This is a genomic window from Geobacter sp. PheSNFMC, assembly GCF_059620965.1.
Genome location: NZ_JCAMRN010000002.1, coordinates 1 through 18705, shown reverse-complemented (window position 1 = coordinate 18705; position 18705 = coordinate 1). Strand labels below are relative to the sequence as shown.

The window sequence follows — 18705 nt, the reverse complement described above, 5'->3', positions numbered from 1 at the left end:
CATAACGCTCCTGATCGGGTTCGCTGCGGTCAACACCGGCAACAACCTCCTGTATCTCATCGTTTCGGCGCTGCTCGGTTTCATGACTGTTTCCGGAGTTGCGGGATGGCTCAATATCCGCGGCCTCGCGCTCCAGGTGCGCCTGCCCGACGAGATCTATGCCAGCCAGGAGACCTTTGCCTATCTGGTCATTGCCAACCGGAAGCGTTTCGTGCCCTCGTTCCTGTTGCGCGTGGCAGTGGAGGGGGGCGGCTGGGCCGACTTCAGCCTGGTGGAACGGCAGTCCGACGAAGCCGGTTCTGCCGCGATCAGGTTTTCCCGCAGAGGGATCGTTACCCTGGGGCGAGCCGTGGTGAGCTCTCCCTTTCCCATTAATTTTTTTGTCCGATCAACGGTCCTCCCCCTGGATGTTCGCGGCGTTGTTTTCCCCTCGCCCCTTCCATGCGCCGGTTTTCCCGTTCTGCCGGAGCAGGCGGGAAGAGGGGGGCGCGAGAGCCTTTCCCCCGGTTACGAAGGGGAAGTGGACCGGATTTCCGACTATACGGGCACGGAGCCGTTCAGGTTGATCCATTGGCGCCTTTCGGCACGCCACGGTTCTCTGAAGGTGAAAGGGATGACCGCTGTTGCGGACGAGCCGATCATCCTCGATCCGGACCGCTTGCCGGGCAGTGACCGCGAGGAGCGCCTCCGGTGCGGGGTCTGGCTCGTAAACCGGGCCATCCGGGCAAACCGTCCCGTTGGTCTCTCGGTCGGCGGACGGACCATACCCCCTGATACTTCGCGCGCCCATCGGCTCAGACTGCTCACGGAACTGGCACTCCATGGTTTCCGTTAAGACCGTTATCACCATTCTCGCCTACCTCGTGGCGGTTCTCGGGTATCTCCCCGTCGTGCTCCATGCGGACTGGCCAGCGCGACTCGCGGCCCCGCTGGCCCTGGCGCTGGGCATCGCATTTGATCGCCGGGGACGGCATCCTCTGGCCGGCATTCCGGCGACACTGTTCACAGTCGTCGCCTTTGCGGCGTACTTACTCCAGTGGAGCCGCTCCAATCCGGCAGCGCCGGTCGTGAACTTCCTCGTCATGCTGCTGGCGGTGCGACTGGTCAACGAAAAGAGTCCGCGAAACCTTCTCCAGATATTCGCGCTTGCCCTTTTCCTCCTGGCAGGGTCATCGCTCTTCAGTCTGAGCGCCCTGTTTCTGCTCTATCTGACGCTCCTGCTGGCCCTTATCGCTATCGCGCTCGTTCTTCTGGCCTTTCATAGCGTCGACGAAGGCATCAGCCTCACCTCCCGCGCGCTCAGGCGCGTGGTCGCGGCGGCCCTTGCCATGCCCGCCGCGTCGCTGCCGCTTCTGCTCGTTTTTTTCGCCATCCTGCCGCGGCCCCAGTTTCCGCTCCTCAGTTTTCTGAATGCCCCGGGCGAGATAACAACGGGGCTCAGCGAGCGCGTGGAGCCGGGCACGTCCTCCAGCGTCGCCGCTGCCCACACCGTCGCGTTCAGGGCCGAATGCGAGAGGCTGGAGCGGAATGCGCTGTATTGGCGGGGGCTGGTCCTGGATACGGCGACCCCCACCGGATGGGTGCGCGGGGCGACCCCGACTGCGGATTCACCCGCCCAGCCGCAAGGAAGGGCCGTGCGGCAGGTGATCTATCCCGAGCCCTCGCGCACCACCTACCTGGTGGGACTCAACATGCCGATTCGCATGGACGGAGTCCGGAGCAGGCAGGCCAACGATGGTACCTTTGTCAATCGGGGACGTCCGGGGGGACGGATCAGGTATGAGGTGCAGTCGGTGGTGTCCGACACTATCGCCGTCAGGGGGACGGTGGACCGAAATCACTACCTGAAGCTGCCCGAGCGGATCTCCGGCCGAACCGTTGACCTGGCGCGCCGGTTGGCCGTTGGTGCAGCGGACGATGCGGCCAGGCTCGACAGGATCGAGGCGTGGTTTCGTGATGCCGGATTCTCTTACGCCACCACAGGGCTTCCGGTCGCGGACGATCCGGTCGATGCCTTTCTCTTTGGCAGTAAAAAAGGGCACTGCGAGTTTTTTGCATCATCGTTCGCACGGCTCTTACGGGTGGCGGGCGTGCCGGCGAGGCTGGTGGGAGGCTACTACGGCGGGGAATATAACGAACTGGCCGGCTATTATCTGGTCACTGAAGACCGCGCCCATGTCTGGGTGGAAGCGTTCATAGACGGCCGCGGCTGGGTCATGATCGACCCGAGCGCCTTTGCCGTCAACTTCGACCGGGTGGGTGAAGCCTCCAGGCCCGGCATGCTCGGCAGAATGACCCGCATGGTCGACTCGCTCTCCTATCTCTGGATTCAGGTGGTCATCACCTATGACCTCCAGAAACAGGTCGAGCTTGTCCGGACGGCAAACAGCCGGTTCAAAGGGCTGCGCATGCCGAGGGATGCACGCCTGGTCACGGCGGTGACAATCACGGCCCTGGCGGCGTTGGGTGGCGTCTTGGTTACTCGCCGTCACAGGCCTGCCGGCAGGGAGAAGCGGCTCATGAAGCGCTTCCTGACCAGGCTTGCCCGCTGCCACGGCCTTCCCCGGAGCCCGGATCCCTCGCAGGGACTGTCTGAAATCGTCGCGGAGCTGGACGATCCGGCGGCAACGGAGTTCGTTGCCGTTTACAGTGGAGCGGTCTACCACGACCGGCGTCTCACCCCGGATGAGATCCGACGCCTTGAGCGATTGATCAAAGACATCGGCGGAAAGCATGAAAGCAGCCCATAGTGCATGCAATTACGCCATTTCACGGGGCGTCCGGGCTTGACAAGGTACACTCTTTCCTTTAGGTTACAAGTACATGTTTTTTGACCTTCCCAGACAACGGATGGACGGTGAGCTCCAAGAAAGATAAACATCTCGACAGTGCCCAGAAGTTCCTTATCAAGGGACAGGTCGACCGGGCTATCCGTGAATACGAGCAAGCGGTAACACTTGACCCCAAGGATGTGCGGGTTCGGCAGAAGTACGCCGAACTGCTGGTCCGCACCAACAGGAAGGGCGAGGCTTTGCGGGAGTTCGAAGTCATCGGCAAGTTTTACGCCGACAACGGTTTCTTCCTTAAGGCGATCGCAGTCTACAAGCAGATCCAGAAGATTGATCCCGCCAATTCGGGCACATCCCTCACCCTTGCCACCCTCAATGAAAAGCAGGGACTTGTCGGCAATGCCCTGGCCGAATACAAGGCAGTCTACGAGGTCTACGAAAAGAGCGGGCAACTCCGTGAAGGGGTGAAGGTCCTGGAGCGCATGCACTCCCTGGACCGGGAGAACATCACTATCCGCCTGAAGCTGGCCGACACCCGGAACAAGATCGGCCAGACAGATGAAGCCTATCAGGAGTTTACCACCCTGGCCCGCGAAATCAGAGCGCGGGGCGATGCCGCTGCCTACGGACGCATCTGCGAACGGATCGGGCAGCTCTTTCCGCAACGGAAGGAGTTTCTCCTCATGGTGGCCGAAGATGAACTGGCCGCCGGCAACCATGGGGCCGCTCTCCCCCTGTTGAAGCAGTTCGTGGACGACGAGCGCTTCAATCCGCGCGCACTCTACCTCCTGGCCGACGCTTCCCGGGCAGCGGGCGACCTGAAAACCGCTTCGGATGCATACAACCGCATCGTGCTCAACTACCCCGGAGAGCTTACCGCCTGCAAAGGGCTCCTGTTCTGTCTGCGTCATCGGGGTGATGTGGATGAGGCGCTCGGACTCCTGAAGCGCTTTGAGGCCGAATTCCTCAGCCAGGAGCCCGAGACCCTTGAACAGTTCTACCTGTCGCTTCAGGAGATCGCTCCCGATAACGGGGCCATTACCGAAGGGCTGCGCAGGGTTCGCGGGACAGCCGACGAGGATGGTGCGGTTGCCGGAGAACAGGAGCAGGAACCCGCATCGTTTTCTGAAAATTCGGCACCCTCGCCGGATGGCTCGCCCGCTGTCCCTGAATCTCCCGTTGCCTGTGCGGCGGAAGTCGACTTCGATTCCGATGAATCCTTGTGGGAAGAAGAGGTTGAGATCGGGCTTGAAGTCGACGGCGATGCCGACCTTGAAGAGATCGAGCTCGAAGTTTCCGTGCCGGACGAATCGACCGATTGGCTTGCCGGCCCCGAAAACGAGGCAGCTTCATTACCGGACGGCTCGTCCCTTGATTTCACTGAGGATGAACTGAACGATCTTGTGCCGTCTCCACCGTTCGTATCGCCGCCCTCCGGTTCTAAGGGGGACAAATATGGTCTTGACGGCTTTTTTTCGGCATTCAAGAAAGGGGTGGGTGAGCAGCTCGAACAGGGTGACACCGAAACCCGGTACAACCTTGGCATCGCCTACAAGGAAATGGGGCTGTACGACGATGCTATTGCCGAGTTCAAGGCCGCGTCGCAAGACCCTCGCCGCCTCGTGGATTGCATCACGCTTCAGGGGATATGTTACCGGGACAAGGGTGAACCGGGAAGGGCTGAGGAGCTGTTCAGTTCGGGGCTGATGCTGTCGGAGCTTTCGCCGGAGGAGTTTCTCTGCCTGACCTATGAATTGGCCCTTACCCACGAGCAGAAAGGGGACGTGGATAAGGCCCTTGCCGAATATCGCAAGATTGCCGACATCGACCCCGCTTTCCGTGACACGGCCGGCAAGCTGGAGCACCTGGACCACGACGGTTTTGCCGATGTGGATCTCGTGGACCTTGAGGAACCCCCGTAACGCTGGTTACGAAAAGAGCAGTCCCCGGGGCGCCACAAGGCGAACCGGCGCCAGAAACAGCTCGCTGGTATAGCTGTCAGGCAGGGGAGGCAAGGGGTTGGCCGCCTGAACCGCCTGGAGAATCAACCGGTCATAGGCCGGGCTCCCCGTACTCTTCACCAACTGCACGTCAACCATCTCACCGCTTTTCTTCATCACAATGGTCAGCATCGCCTCCGAGCGGCCCAGTTCCATTCCCGACGCGCTCGCAACCGTCCACCACCGTTCGTTTATGGTTTCCAGAAGCGTGAAGTAATATTCACGGACATCGCTTCTCAGGGACTCGCCTTCGGCTATGCCGCGGAAAAAGCCGCGGGACATGCCCAGCGAAAGGGGCGAGGGAGGCGCCTGCACCACCGGCGATGGCGGCGGCTCAACCGCCCGGGGCGGCGGCGCAGCTTCTTCGGCGGGCGGTTGCTCGTTTTCCACCGGCAGGCTCATGTCGCTGGCAACAACAGGTTCGGGTACGGGAGCTGGCAGGCTGTCCGGCGGTGATGGTGCAACAGGGCGAATCTCGCTGCCGGACAGGTCCACGGAAACAACCTGCATCCCTTCCACGCCAGCCACGTGGCGCGGCAGGAGTGACGTCACGGAATAGAGCGCTCCGTGCAATGCAAGAGAGAGGGCGATGGTCCAGAGCATCGGCGCATCGCTTCGTCTTGTCTGTGTCAACTGGTCCATGGGCTGGCTCCCAGGCGGAATGGATGTGGTACGTGGTCATTCTACCTTTTTCCCTAAGGCCGTGACAACCCGATTTCTCGTTTACCTTTCGGATTTTGCGACAAAAAAAGGGGGCCGAGGGCCCCCTTTGTCATTTCCATATGTTGGCGCTTAGTTGTTTTGCGCGTCGACAACGGCAATGGCTGCCATGTTGACGATATCCATGACGTCGTCGCCGCGCTGCAGCACGTGTACCGGTTTTTTCATCCCCATGAGAATCGGCCCGATCGCATCGGCGCCGCCGAGGCGGGTAAGGAGCTTGTAGCTGATGTTGCCCGAGTTCAGGTCGGGGAAAATAAGGACATTTGCCCCCCCCTTGAGAGTGGCAAAAGGATAGTGGGCCTCCAGAATGTCGGGCACCACGGCGGTGTCGGCCTGCATCTCGCCGTCGATCATCAGTTCGGGCGCCCGCTGCTTGACGATCTCCACCGCCCGCTTGCACTTGAGCGCCTGGGGATGATTGACGGAACCGAAGTTGGAGAAGGAAAGCATGGCGATGCGCGGGTCGAGATCCAGAAGCCGCGCCTTCTCGGCCGCCAGTATGGCGGTTTCGGCCAGTTCCTCCGCGGTGGGCTCGATGCAGACCGTGGTATCGGCCAGCAGGAAGATTCCCCGCTTGAAGACCATCAGATACAGCCCGTGGACGCTGGAAAGCCCTTCCTGCTTGCCGATCACTTCAAGGGCAGGGCGAATGATGTCTGGGTAATGGGCATCGATCCCCGAGAGCAGGGCGTCCGCATCGCCGTGGCAGACCATCTCGCAGCCGAAATAGGTGCGGCCCCGGCGCCGGATCATGCGGCGGGCCTCGGACAGGGTGATCCCTTTCCGCTGCCGCTGCTCGAACAGGGCCTGGGAGTAGCGCTCGGTGTCGGGGCTGTCGTCCGGGTCAATGATGGTGACGCCGCCATTAAGGTCAAGGTTGAGCTCCTCGATCTTTTTGCGGATCTCCTCCCGATTGCCCAGAAGGATCGGATAGGCGATCCCCTCCTCGATCATCACCTGTGCGGCCCGGAGGATCTTTTCATTCTCTCCCTCGGGGAGAACGACCCGCTTGGGATCGGTCTTCGCCTTGTTGATGATGAGGCGTAGAGTCTCCTTGGCCTTGCCCTGGAGCGTTTCCAGGTGCTCCACATACTTTTCCATGTCGGCGATGGGCTGGCGGGCAACCCCCGATTCCATGGCAGCCCTGGCAACGGCAGGCGCCACCCTCAGGAGCGCCCGGGGGTCAAAGGGTTTCGGAATGATGTACTCGCGTCCGTAGGCGAATTTTTTGTTGCCGTACGCCCGACAGACCGAGTCCGGGCAGTCTTCCTTGGCAAGTTCGGCCAGGGCGAGCACGCACGCCTTCTTCATGGTCTCGTTGATGGTGGTGGCCCTCACATCGAGTGCGCCACGGAAGATGAAGGGGAAACCCAGAACGTTGTTCACCTGGTTGGGATAGTCGGAACGACCGGTTGCCATGATGGCGTCGGCACGGACTGCCGCCACCTCCTCGGGGGTGATTTCTGGATCGGGATTGGCCATGGCGAAGATAATCGGGTTGGGCGCCATGTCCCGGACCATTTCGGGGGTGAAGGCACCCTTGCTGGAGAGGCCGTAGGCCACGTCGGCGTTTTTGAAGGCATCTTCCAGGGTGCGGTCTTCGGTTTCAACGGCGAAGCGCTCCTTGTACTCGTTCATGCCGGCGGTACGTCCCTTGTAGATGACACCCTTGGTGTCGCAGAGGATGATGTTTTCCTTCCGCGCACCAAGTTCAACCGCCATCTGGGCGCAGGCGATGCCGGAGGCACCGGCGCCGTTGACCACGATCTTGATGTTTTCGATCTTCTTTCCGACCAGTTCAAGGGCATTGATGAGGGCTGCGCCGGAGATGATGGCGGTGCCGTGCTGATCATCGTGGAAGACCGGAATGTTCATGGTCTCCTTGAGCTTTTCCTCGATGTAAAAGCATTCCGGGGCCTTGATGTCCTCAAGGTTGATGCCGCCGAAGGTCGGTTCCAGCAACTGGCAGACTCTGATTATTTCGTCAGCGTCCTTGGTGTCCACTTCGATGTCGAAGACATCTATATCGGCAAAACGCTTGAAGAGAACACCTTTACCCTCCATGACCGGCTTGCCGGCCAAGGCGCCGATGTCACCGAGACCGAGCACGGCCGTGCCGTTTGACAGCACAGCCACCAGGTTTCCCTTGGCGGTATATGTATAGACATCTTCGGGGTTCTTTTCGATTTCAAGACAAGGCTCGGCTACGCCGGGTGAGTAGGCAAGGGAGAGATCGCGCTGGGTAAGGCATGGTTTTGACGGAATTACCTCGATCTTGCCTTTTCTTCCTATGGAGTGATAATCAAGGGCGTCCTGCTTTTTTCTCATGTGGTGTTCGCTCCTTTCGCGATAGGTACGTTTTAGTAATGCTAAAATTTGTTCTGGTATGTCGCTGCGAGACCAACACGGTTTTATCGCCCGCGTTTTTATTGAAATTAAACAACCTTATTCTTAGGTTCAATGCTTTGTCAAGGGATAATTACAGCTATACTAAAAAATCATTCTATTTCTGTGTGGACACTGAAGAGGCGTGGCATGCTTGTAATTTAGAGCATTTTCACGGATAATCCCGGGGAAAATCGACCGGGAGCTTCAGGCTCCCAAAGGGAGGACCCGTCGTGGAACGTGTCTGGGCGCCCTGGCGCATGGAATACCTCGTGGATGAAAAACCCGCCGGATGCATTTTCTGTCCCACTAACGGACAGGCCAGCGACCGGGATCGGCTCATCCTTCACAGAACACCGTTATCTCTCGTGATGCTGAATCGCTACCCCTACACCAATGGTCATCTCATGGTGGCCCCTCTGCGCCATACCGCAGACATGGATTCCCTGTCCGAAGCGGAAATGCTCGATCTGTTCCGCACGGTCCGGCTTTGTCGCTCCATCCTCCAGGATGCGGCCAGCCCCAATGGCTACAATATCGGCATCAATCTGGGGAAAGCGGCCGGGGCCGGAGTTGACGACCATCTCCACATCCACGTGGTGCCCCGCTGGAACGGCGACACGAATTTCATGGGGGTCGTAGCGGATCTGCGGATAGTGCCGGAAGGGCTTCTGGCTGCCTGGGATCGCTTGGCACCCCTGTTTCCCCGGGAGACTCCATGATCCGCCCGGCGTTCATCGGCATGGATATCGGCGGGACCAATCTGCGGATGGGGCTCGTGGATGCAGCGGGAACGATTCATTTCCGCTACAGGCAGAAGACCGATATCCATGAGGGGAGAGCCGCCTTTTACGACAAACTCGCCCAAGGGGTAGGCATTCTCAGAGAGCATGCGGTTCAGGCGGGATTTCGCATCGTGGCCGTGGGTGCCGGCGTGCCGGGGCTTGTGGCCAATGACGGGCATATTCACGTATCGGTGAATCTTCCAGCCATTGACAGCATCAATCTCCGCCACGACCTGGAACGCATCAGCGGCCTGCCGGCAACGATAGCCAACGATGTCAATGCCACCGCGTACGGCGAGAAATCCTTCGGCGCAGGCCGCGAGTTCGACTCGTTCCTGATGGTTACCCTCGGCACGGGCGTCGGGGGAGGGCTCGTCCTGAACGGACGGCTGTGGACCGGTATCGACGGCGTGGCCGGCGAGTTCGGCCATGTGACGGTCGAGCCCCAGGGTACGCCTTGTCCCTGCGGCAACCGGGGTTGCCTCGAGCAATATGCCTCTGCCACGGCCATAGCCTCAGCCGCGCGAAACGCCATGATTGCGGGGCTATATATGCCGGCCGACGGGTCTGCGGCGCGGCTCACGACCCAGGACCTTGCCCGCCTCGCCCAGGAAGGGGATGGGGCAGCAGCGGAATTTTTCGCCGAGGCGGGACGCTATGTGGGCATGGCAACGGCATCAATGGCCAACGTACTCAACCTGGAGGCACTGATCGTTGGGGGAGGTGTCGCGGCAAGCTTTGATCTGATCAGGAACTCCATTGAGCGGGAGGTTCGTGCCCGGGCCTTTCCGATTCCGGCCGAGCGGCTCGCGGTGGTCCGTGGCGCGTTGGGCGATGACGGAGGGCTTCTGGGAAGCGCTGCGCTGGCGCGGGATGAATTCGATATCTGAGAGTGCGTTTGCATAGTGATCAACGACGGGGAGGAATCATGGCGCGTAAAATAGGCATACTGACCGGAGGCGGAGACTGCCCGGGGCTCAATGCGGTGATCAGGGGAGTTGTCAAGAGCTCCATTATCCGGCGCGGCTGGGAAGTGGTCGGTATCAGGGACGGATTCGACGGCCTGCTCTACAACAACAGAATCGTACCGCTCGGCCTCAATGAGGTACGCGGGATACTTCCCCGCGGCGGAACCATCCTCGGCACGTCGAACCGTGGCAATCCTTTTTCATATCCTGTTGAAGTGAATGGTAAAATCGTTTTAACCGACGTGTCGGACGAGGTGGTCGCGAACATCAAAAATCAGGGGATCGACGCACTTGTGGCAGTTGGGGGGGACGGCTCGCTCAAGATCGCCCTAGAGCTCATGAACAAAGGAATTCCCGTTGTGGGCGTGCCGAAGACCATTGACAACGATCTGATGGAGACCGATGTCACCTTCGGTTACAACACCGCCCTGGAAACCGCAACCGATGCCCTGGACAAGCTTCACTCCACGGCCGAGAGCCACCACCGGGTCATGATCATGGAGGTCATGGGACGCTATGCCGGCTGGATCGCGCTCGAATCGGGCATCAGCGGCGGCGCGGACGTGATTCTCATTCCCGAGATACCCTACGATATCAGCACGGTCTGCCGTGCGGTCGACGAGCGGCGTAGACGGGGAAGTGCTTTCAGCATCATCGTGGTGGCTGAGGGGGCGTTCCCGCGCGGCGGCAGCCGGGTCGTGCAGAAACGGGCCGATGAAACGAACACCATTGAGCGGCTCGGAGGGGTCGGCCAATACGTGGCCCGGCAACTGGGGGACTGTCTCGACATGGATGTTCGCGTCATGGTCCTGGGCCATCTTCAGCGGGGCGGTTCGCCATCTACCTTTGATCGCTGCCTCGGAAGCCGCTTCGGCGTTGCCGCCGTAGAGCTCATCGAACAGGAACAGTATGGACGGATGGTCTGCCTGCGCGGCCGCGACATCAAATCGGTATCCATCGAAAGGGCGGTGCGGAAGCTGAAACTGGTGAACCCCGGCGGCCAGATGGTGACTGCGGCAGAAGAGCTCGGCATCGTGGTGGGGCGGCGGTAGGGAGTTGACATCGACCGGACCGCGATATAGAGTGCACTCGTTTTTTCTTAAGAAATCCTTTTTACCGCCGATGTAATACGTAATGCATCCGAGCCGAACCATCGGCATGGCCGGCTCGATGCCGCCCGTTGCCGGGTAATGCGCACAATGGAGGGATATCCACATGGAATCCGGTGCTGTATTCAAAAACAGGAGCAGCCTGTACGGGGTTCTCGGCTGTGCGCTGGGAATCGGCGCTCCCATTGCCTGGACCTTTATCCGCCTCATTTTCTTTTCCGACCCCGGCCAGCCCCTCCTGGGGCAGGTATTCTCCGATATTACCCGGTCAACCTACCAAGTAGCCCTCTATACGTACATGGGAATGGGCACTGCCCTTGTCCTGGCCGTGGTGGGGCACCATATCGGAAAGACGAGCGACGAACTGCACAAGCGCGCCGCCGAACTGAACCTGCTGCATCAGGAAGTCGCGTCGCAAAAGGAAATATTTGAAAACCGCTATCGGATTCTCGACAACAACATCAAGAATTTTCACCAGATCAGCAGCAAGATTCAGAAATCCATTGACGTGGACGAGGTCCTGCGGCTGTGCGCCGAGGGACTCCACGATGTTCTCGGCTACGAGCGGGTCAACATTCTCATGGCGGATGCCGCGCGGGCCTCGCTTTCGTTCGTGGCAGCCGTGGGCACCTCTGACTTCAACCTCGCCGGCGTTTCGCTGCCCCTGGATCAACGGGGTGGGGTGATCAGCAAGTGTTTTACCGACCGCCAGCTCTACATGATCGACGACATCAGCGCCTATCCGACGGATTTCCGGCTCCAGCCCCCCTTTGACGCCATCAGGGCCCTCAGATCCAAAAGCTTCGTGATCTGCCCCATCGTCGTCAAGGGGGAAGCCATCGGTGTTTTCGCCGTGGACAACCGTTCGAGCCGCCGTTCGCTCAACGATACGGACGTGGACACCATCAAGCTCTTTGCCGACCAAGCCTCGTCGGCGATTGTCCGCATCAACCTGCTCAAGGCTATCGGGACGCTGACGTCGGAACTGGAAACCACCTTTGCCGATCTGCTCAAGAACCGCGATCATTACTCCCGCTACGTGGTCAACCTGAAGGAAGCGGTCAACTCCGTGGCCGACGGCACCGCCCACATCGCTTCAGCGTCCGAGAGCGTTCTCTCGGCGGTGGATGAGACGAGTTCCGCCGTGAGCAATATCTATGTGGCCATTGAGCAGGTAACGCGGAACATCGACTACCTGTCGGAGTCCATCGACAAGTCGGTGTCGGCCATGGAGGAGCTGAACTCTTCCATCAAGAACGTGGAGCAGAGCGCCGCCATCTCGCACCAGGTATCGAGCACGGTCAAGGAAAAGGCCGACAGCGGCCGGGCCGTGGTGGATGAGACCATCCAGGCCCTGGACGAGATCCAGCGTTCGGTTGACCAGTCCTTCGAGGCCATGAAGCGCCTTTCCGAGAACAGCGGCAAGATCGAAAGCATTGTCGGCGTGATCAACGACATCACCAAGCGAACCAACCTCCTGGCACTGAACGCGTCCATCATCGCGGCCCAGGCGGGAGAGTACGGCAAGAGCTTCGGCGTCGTGGCCGACGAGATCCGCAACCTGTCGCTCCAGACCGGCCAGTCCACCGGGGAGATTACCGGCATTATCGAGGAAATCATGCGGGAATCCCGCTCCGCGGCCCAGAACATAACCGCCTCCAAGGACTTGGTCCAGCGAGGGGTCGAGTTGGGCGGCATCATGGGGCAGTCGCTTCAGGTCATTCACGAGAGCTCCACCCGCTCCATGGACATGACCCACGAGATCAAGACCGCCACCGAGGAGCAGGCGCGCAGCGTCCAGTTGGTCACCAACTCCATCGAGAACGTGAGCAGCATGAGCACGCAGATCTACAAGGCCTCCAAGGAACAGTCCGATGCCGCCATGAGCATTGTCCGCTCCGTTGACACCATCAAGGAGATGGCCCAGGAGATGGTGAGGGCAACGGTCAAGCAGGTCGAGGACGGGTCGGAGATCAAGAAATCGGTGGAGGCGGTCGGCGAGATGGTAACGCGAATCTTCGAGGACATGGAAGTCCGGCGCGAGGAGAGCGGCGAGGTGGTAAAAGAGCTCGAATTGATGAAGAAGATCGCCAGTTGATTTAAATAGTTCTGGACAAAACCACGTTATTTGTAGTATTCGTGCAGTATTCTGATGACGGCCCGCAACCCAGGTGGAGCCGTCATCCTTTTTTACGGATATACTGCCTGGATTCACGACTGAACCGGGACGGAAGGCGATAGCCGCACCGACGAGGATGGGTGAGCATTCCCTTCCATGGTCGTTTTCGTGCGCCTCCGGACCCCGGTGGCGCATTTGTTATTTGACAGGGGACAACCACGGTGAACCGCGCGAAAACCATCCTCGATATCCAGAAAATGAAGGCGACGGGCGAGAAGATAACCGTCCTCACCAGCTACGACTATCCCTTTACCCGCATCATGGATGAATGCGGCATCGACATGATCCTGGTGGGAGACTCGGTCGGCGTCGTCTTTGCCGGCCACGACAACACCCTGCCGGTTACCGTGGACGACATGCTCTATCACACCCGCGCCGTTACCCGGGCCAGACCCAAGGCACTGGTGGTTACGGATATGCCGTTTCTCTCCTACCAGACCGATCTGCGCGATGCCCGCATCAACGCCGGACGCCTGGTCAAGGAGGGGGGAGCCGAAGCGGTGAAGCTGGAGGGCGGAGCCCACGTGACGGACACCATCAGGGCCATCGCCGACATGGACATCCCGGTCATGGCCCACATCGGACTTACCCCCCAATCGATTCACCGGATGGGGGGCTACAAGGTGCAGGGCAAGAAGGAGGAGCAGGCCCAGCGATTGCTGGAAGACGCCCTCGCGGTCCAGGAAGCGGGAGCCTTTGCCGTGGTCCTGGAAGGGATTCCGCTCACGCTCGCCGGCCGCATCACCGCAGAACTCTCCATTCCCACCATCGGCATCGGTGCCGGTCCCCACTGCGACGGCCAGGTCCTCGTCATCCACGACATCCTCGGCCTGTGCGAGAAATACTCTCCCAAATTCGTCAAACGCTATGGCGACGCCCGTACGCTCATTTCCGACGCGGTCGCGTCCTACATTTCCGAAGTCAAGAAAGGGGAATTCCCCACCGAGGGGCATTCATTCAACTGACATGCGCATCATAGATTCTGTTGCCGACATGCAGGCGTTTTCCCGCAACGCCCGGCGGTCGGGGAAAACCATTGCCCTGGTCCCCACCATGGGCTATCTCCACGACGGTCACGCCTCGCTCATGCGCGAGGGGCGCACCCGCGCGGACATCCTGGTGGTGAGCATCTTTGTCAACCCGACCCAGTTCGGCCCCAGCGAGGATTTCACCACGTACCCCCGCGACCTGGAGCGGGACCGGCAGGTTGCCGCAGCGGCCGGGGCGGACGTGATCTTCGCCCCCCGGGCCGATGACATGTACCCTGCCGGATTCCAGACCTATGTCGATGTGGAAAAGGTGACGCTTCCTCTCTGCGGAGCGAGCCGTCCGGGACACTTCCGCGGGGTGACCACCGTCGTGGCCAAGCTCTTCAATATCGTCATGCCCCACACGGCGTTTTTCGGCAAGAAGGACTTCCAACAACTGGCCGTAATCCGCCGGATGGTTGCGGATCTGAACATGGATCTGAGCATCGTGGGCATGCCCATTATCCGCGAGCCGGACGGATTGGCAATGAGCTCCCGCAACGCCTACCTGGGGCCGCAGGAGCGCACCAACGCCCTCTGCCTCAATCGGTCCCTTGCCGCCGCACGAAACCTGTTCACCCATGGCGAGCGGAGCGTCGCGCGCCTGCGCGAAAAGGTGCTGCGGATAATCACCGAAGTACCTGGCGCCGCCATCGACTATGCTGATTTCCGTGACAGTGAAACCCTTGAGGCGGTGGAAACGGCCAATGAAAAGACACTTCTCGCCCTGGCCGTGAAGATGGGAACAACGAGGCTGATCGACAACTGCGTTCTGGGTGAGGAGCAGTAGTTGTCCGTGCCTGCGGGCAGCCTGACCACTGCCTGCCCAGAGGATGAAGCGAACCATGCCGAAAAATCGTGACGCAGCTCGTGCCAGCCTTGAGAACCTCTACCGGATCTTCACCGTGCCTGAAGCACCCGATTCGACCCTCGGTGCCATCGATCAGGCCATATCCGGCGATGTCACCGGCTTCCTGCAGACCCATATCGTTGCCATCGAGCGCGATCTGGAAGATATCGAAGCGAATTTTTCCTCCTTCGCCATTCCGGAAGAACCTACCTACGTTTCCGAATACACCGAATTCGTCAAAGAGAACCTCGTCGCCCACTCGGTTCATACCGCCTCGCCGGCGTTCGTCGGGCACATGACCTCGGCGCTCCCGTACTTCATGCTGCCGCTGGCGCGTCTTATGACCGCCCTCAACCAGAACGTGGTCAAGGTGGAGACATCCAAGGCCTTTACGCCGATGGAACGGCAGGTCCTCGCCATGCTCCATCATCTGGTGTATCGCCGCGACGAAGACTTCTACCCATCATGGATTCATAACAGCCGGCATGCCCTGGGTGCCTTCTGCTCCGGCGGTACCATCGCCAATATCACGGCCCTGTGGGTGGCACGCAACCGTCTGTTTGCCCCGAACGGAGCATTTCGCGGCATTGCCCGGGAGGGGCTGGCCCGTGCGCTCAAGCATCGCGGCGCGGACGGCATTGCCGTGCTCGTCTCCGAACGGGGGCACTACTCCCTGGGAAAGGCGGCCGACCTGCTCGGCATCGGCCGGGACGATCTGGTCAAGGTGAAAACCGAAGCGAACAACCGCATCGACCTCAAGGCACTGAGAGAAGAGTGCCGGCGCCTCCAAGACCGGAACACGCTCCCGCTGGCGCTGGTCGGCATCGCCGGAACCACCGAAACCGGCAACGTGGACCCTCTGGAGGCGATGGCCGATCTTGCCCAGGAACTTGGCTGTCATTTCCATGTGGACGCCGCCTGGGGTGGACCGACCCTTTTTTCCGATCGCCACCGCTCCCTGCTCAAGGGTATCGAGCGGGCCGACTCGGTCACCATTGACGGGCACAAGCAGCTCTATGTGCCCATGGGGGCGGGAATGGTCGTCTTCAAGGATCCCACCGCCCTGTCAGCCATCGAGCATCACGCCAACTACATCCTGCGCCACGGTTCCAAGGATCTGGGCAGCCATACCCTGGAGGGATCACGGCCGGGGAAGGCGATGCTGGTACATGCCGGTTTCTCGATCATTGGACGCAAAGGGTACGAACTGCTGATCGACATGGGGATCGAACGTGCTCGCACCTTTGCCGACATGATCAGGCAGCATCCCGATTTCGAACTGATCAGCGAACCGGAACTGAATATCCTCACGTACCGCTACTGCCCGGCCGCCGTTCAGCAGACCTTGCACGACGTGACGGACCGGGAACGCGCCGATATCAATGCGCTCCTCGATCAGGTCTGCCAGTTGCTGCAGAAATTCCAGCGCGAAGCCGGGAAAACCTTTGTCTCCCGGACACGGCTGCATGTGGCGCACCATGACCGGGAACTCACCGTGTTGCGCGTCGTCCTGGCCAACCCGCTGACAACCAACGAGATTCTGGAGTCCGTACTGGCGGAGCAGTGTGAACTCGTGCAATTGCCGGAGATTCAGGCAGTGCTGCAGCAGGTGGAAGAGCTCTGTACCGGTCTGGCAAAAGCCGCCTCATGGTAGAAGCATGACGTTCTGTTTGTGCTGCCGAGCGGGATGATTGACTAAGCGAGGATCAGTCCGATGGAGCTCTACGCCGCCTCATACCTTGTGCCCATTTCATCGCCCCCCGTCGCCGGCGGCGCGCTAGCCGTGGACAATGGCCGGATAGTTGATACGGGCACGCTCGCCGAGCTCCGCGCCCGGTACGGCTGTCCTGTTCACGACTTTCCGGGCTGCGCCATTCTTCCCGGCCTCGTCAACGCCCATACCCATCTGGAGCTTACCCACTTCCCGTCATGGAAAATCCGCAAGGGAATCGACTACTCGCCCCGGACGTATGTGGACTGGATCATCCAGGTAATCAAAATCCGCCGGGCCCTGACGCGGCAGGAACTGGAACTTTCCGTACGGGAAGGGCTGCGTATCTGCCTTGAAGCGGGGACCACGTCCATCGGCGAAATTCTCACCGACCGGTCGCTCCTCCCTCTGTATGCCGGCTCCGGCCTGGCGGGGCGGCTCTTCTTCGAGGCCATCGGCCACGATCCGGTCCGCAGCGCCGAGCTCATCTCGGAGCTTGGCACTGCCGTGGCTTCTTTTCCCGCCGGAGACTTTCTGCCGGGCCTCTCGCCCCATGCCCCCCACACCGTTTCCGAACAGCTCCATCAGGATGTCCGCCGGCTTGCGGAAAAACACAACGTGCCGCGCATCATCCATCTGGCCGAATCCCGGGAGGAGAGTGATTTCTTCTTCGATTCGACCGGGAATATCGCTGAGCTGCTCTATCCCCACGTCAGGTGGGAGTCGTACCTCCCCGCCCCGAGACGTGCTACCGCAACCGCCTGGCTCGACGGCCTCGGCGTGCTCGGTGGCGACATGTCGGCGGTCCATTGCGTTCATCTTACGCCGTCGGATGCCGAAACCCTTGCCAAGCGCGGCATCGGCATTGTGCTTTGCCCCCGGAGCAATGAGAAGCTTGCCGTGGGGCGCGCACCTGTCGCCTTTTTGAAAAAGCTCGGCATTCCTCTTTCCTTGGGCACCGACTCGCTGGCCAGCAACGATTCCCTCTCCCTGTGGGACGAAATGCGCTACCTCCTCGATCTCTTCCCGGACGTCTTCACCCCGTCGGAGGTCCTTGCCATGGCGACCCTCGGTCCGGCGCGACAACTCGCTCTTGCCGACTGGGCAGGGTCCCTTGAGAAGGGCAAGCGTGCCGACCTGCTCGTCATTAAACTCCCGGATCCACAGAGCACCGGCGAGGGGCTCCACGAAGCCGTTATCGGCAACGGGGAGCTTATCCATGTGATTCTGTCCGGCAGATTCACCGACCGGCCAGAGCACCGCTAAACCCCATCAAGTAACGGACAATCACAGTCCTTTTTACTCCTTGCAATGATTTCACCATATCTGCTAGTATCATTTGCATGGGAGAAAAGCTGATCTGCAATAACAAGAAAGCGTTTCACGATTTCTTCATAGAAGAGCGTTTTGAAGCGGGAATGGTGCTGAAGGGGACCGAGGTGAAATCCCTGCGCGACGGCAAGGCAAACCTCAACGACTCCTTTGCCTTGATCCGTAATGGTGAAATCTTTCTGCACAATCTCCACATCAATCCCTACGCGTTCGGCAACCGGGAGAACCACGATCCTGACAGGCTGCGCAAGCTCCTGATGCATAAGAAAGAGATCGAAAAGCTCTTCGGCAAGATCCGCGAAAAGGGATACTCGGTTGTTCCGTTGCGCCTCTACTTCAAGAATGGCCTCGCCAAGGTCGAGTTGGGACTTGCCAAGGGCAAGAAGCTCTATGACAAGCGGGAAGACATGAAGAAGAAAGACCAGTCGAGGGAGATGGCCCAGGCCCTCAGAGAAAAGAGCAAGAGTCACTGAACAGAGTTTACAAGGGGGTGTACAGGTTTCGACGGGGATAGGAAGCTGATGGTTGCATGCCGAGGTCCGGGCTGGCCTCGTTAAAAAGCCCGGGGCGAATTACACGCCGATAATTACGACTACGCTGTAGCAGCTTAATAACCTGCTACCGATCCGCTGAGCCTCTCCCACGGGTGAAGATGGATCGTCATTTTTAGTGGGATAGTTGAGGGGAGGGTCCACGGCCCCAAGGCGAAACCTTAGTGGAATCGCTTCCCGGAAATCCCTGCCAGGGGAGAGTCGGGCGGCTAAATTAAATCCTGGCATAAGCATGTAGACGCCTTCAGTGTATGATCTTCGGACGCGGGTTCGATTCCCGCCACCTCCACCATTT

The 18705-nt window shown here is 60.0% G+C and carries 14 protein-coding genes and 1 other RNA gene; 13 read left to right on the top strand and 2 right to left on the bottom strand.

Annotated elements, in window-relative coordinates; all coding sequences use genetic code 11:
* Positions 1-82 precede the first annotated feature (82 nt).
* The 3 genes from AC6CDK_RS00575 to AC6CDK_RS00565 all read left to right on the top strand — a co-directional run bounded on the left by AC6CDK_RS00575 (position 83) and on the right by AC6CDK_RS00565 (position 4711).
* A complete protein-coding gene (locus AC6CDK_RS00575) occupies positions 83-835 on the top strand; it encodes a DUF58 domain-containing protein (protein ID WP_226048253.1) in 753 nt (250 codons plus the stop codon).
* Positions 822-2750, top strand: a complete 1929-nt coding sequence (locus AC6CDK_RS00570) for a transglutaminase TgpA family protein (protein WP_066357438.1) — start codon at positions 822-824, stop codon at positions 2748-2750. Before AC6CDK_RS00575 ends, AC6CDK_RS00570 begins: the two co-directional genes overlap by 14 nt.
* 107 nt (positions 2751-2857) lie before the next feature.
* Positions 2858-4711, top strand: a complete 1854-nt coding sequence (locus AC6CDK_RS00565; RefSeq protein WP_039644817.1) for a tetratricopeptide repeat protein — start codon at positions 2858-2860, stop codon at positions 4709-4711.
* A 6-nt stretch (positions 4712-4717) separates the two neighbouring features.
* Here AC6CDK_RS00565 and AC6CDK_RS00560 read toward each other — a convergent pair whose 3' ends face one another.
* Together AC6CDK_RS00560 and AC6CDK_RS00555 are read right to left on the bottom strand one after the other, a co-directional pair.
* A complete protein-coding gene (locus AC6CDK_RS00560) occupies positions 4718-5431 on the bottom strand; it encodes an energy transducer TonB (RefSeq protein WP_039644815.1) in 714 nt (237 codons plus the stop codon).
* Between the two features lie 150 nt (positions 5432-5581).
* On the bottom strand, positions 5582-7840 hold the full coding sequence (locus AC6CDK_RS00555) for an NADP-dependent malic enzyme (RefSeq protein ID WP_039644813.1): 2259 nt from the start codon (positions 7838-7840) through the stop codon (positions 5582-5584).
* Between the two features lie 290 nt (positions 7841-8130).
* Here AC6CDK_RS00555 and AC6CDK_RS00550 point away from each other — a divergent pair, with 290 nt between their 5' ends.
* From AC6CDK_RS00550 to ssrA, 10 genes are all read left to right on the top strand, one after another.
* Complete coding sequence (locus AC6CDK_RS00550) at positions 8131-8619, top strand: HIT family protein (protein ID WP_039644811.1); 489 nt, start codon at positions 8131-8133, stop codon at positions 8617-8619.
* Positions 8616-9572, top strand: coding sequence for an ROK family protein (locus AC6CDK_RS00545; protein ID WP_039644809.1), 957 nt, complete (start codon positions 8616-8618; stop codon positions 9570-9572). The genes AC6CDK_RS00550 and AC6CDK_RS00545 overlap by 4 nt, the downstream gene beginning before the upstream one ends.
* A 38-nt stretch (positions 9573-9610) precedes the next feature.
* Positions 9611-10702: a 6-phosphofructokinase gene (locus AC6CDK_RS00540; protein ID WP_066357437.1), complete on the top strand. Its 1092-nt coding sequence runs from the start codon at positions 9611-9613 to the stop codon at positions 10700-10702.
* Positions 10703-10865: 163 nt separating this feature from the next.
* Entirely contained in the window at positions 10866-12857 is a 1992-nt protein-coding gene (locus AC6CDK_RS00535; protein WP_066357435.1) for a methyl-accepting chemotaxis protein, read from the top strand.
* Between the two features lie 242 nt (positions 12858-13099).
* Positions 13100-13903: a 3-methyl-2-oxobutanoate hydroxymethyltransferase gene (panB, locus tag AC6CDK_RS00530; RefSeq protein WP_039644803.1), complete on the top strand. Its 804-nt coding sequence runs from the start codon at positions 13100-13102 to the stop codon at positions 13901-13903.
* 1 nt (position 13904) lies between these two features.
* Entirely contained in the window at positions 13905-14756 is an 852-nt protein-coding gene (panC, locus tag AC6CDK_RS00525; RefSeq protein ID WP_066358331.1) for a pantoate--beta-alanine ligase, read from the top strand.
* A gap of 55 nt (positions 14757-14811) precedes the next feature.
* Positions 14812-16470 (top strand): pyridoxal-dependent aspartate 1-decarboxylase PanP, encoded by a 1659-nt coding sequence (gene panP, locus AC6CDK_RS00520; RefSeq protein ID WP_066357433.1) that lies wholly within the window; start codon positions 14812-14814, stop codon positions 16468-16470.
* A gap of 60 nt (positions 16471-16530) precedes the next feature.
* Positions 16531-17793, top strand: a complete 1263-nt coding sequence (locus tag AC6CDK_RS00515) for an amidohydrolase family protein (RefSeq protein WP_039644797.1) — start codon at positions 16531-16533, stop codon at positions 17791-17793.
* A 77-nt stretch (positions 17794-17870) separates the two neighbouring features.
* Complete coding sequence (smpB, locus tag AC6CDK_RS00510; RefSeq protein WP_010942353.1) at positions 17871-18332, top strand: SsrA-binding protein SmpB; 462 nt, start codon at positions 17871-17873, stop codon at positions 18330-18332.
* 13 nt (positions 18333-18345) lie between these two features.
* Positions 18346-18702: a transfer-messenger RNA gene (ssrA, locus tag AC6CDK_RS00505) on the top strand.
* The last annotated feature ends 3 nt before the right edge of the window (positions 18703-18705 follow it).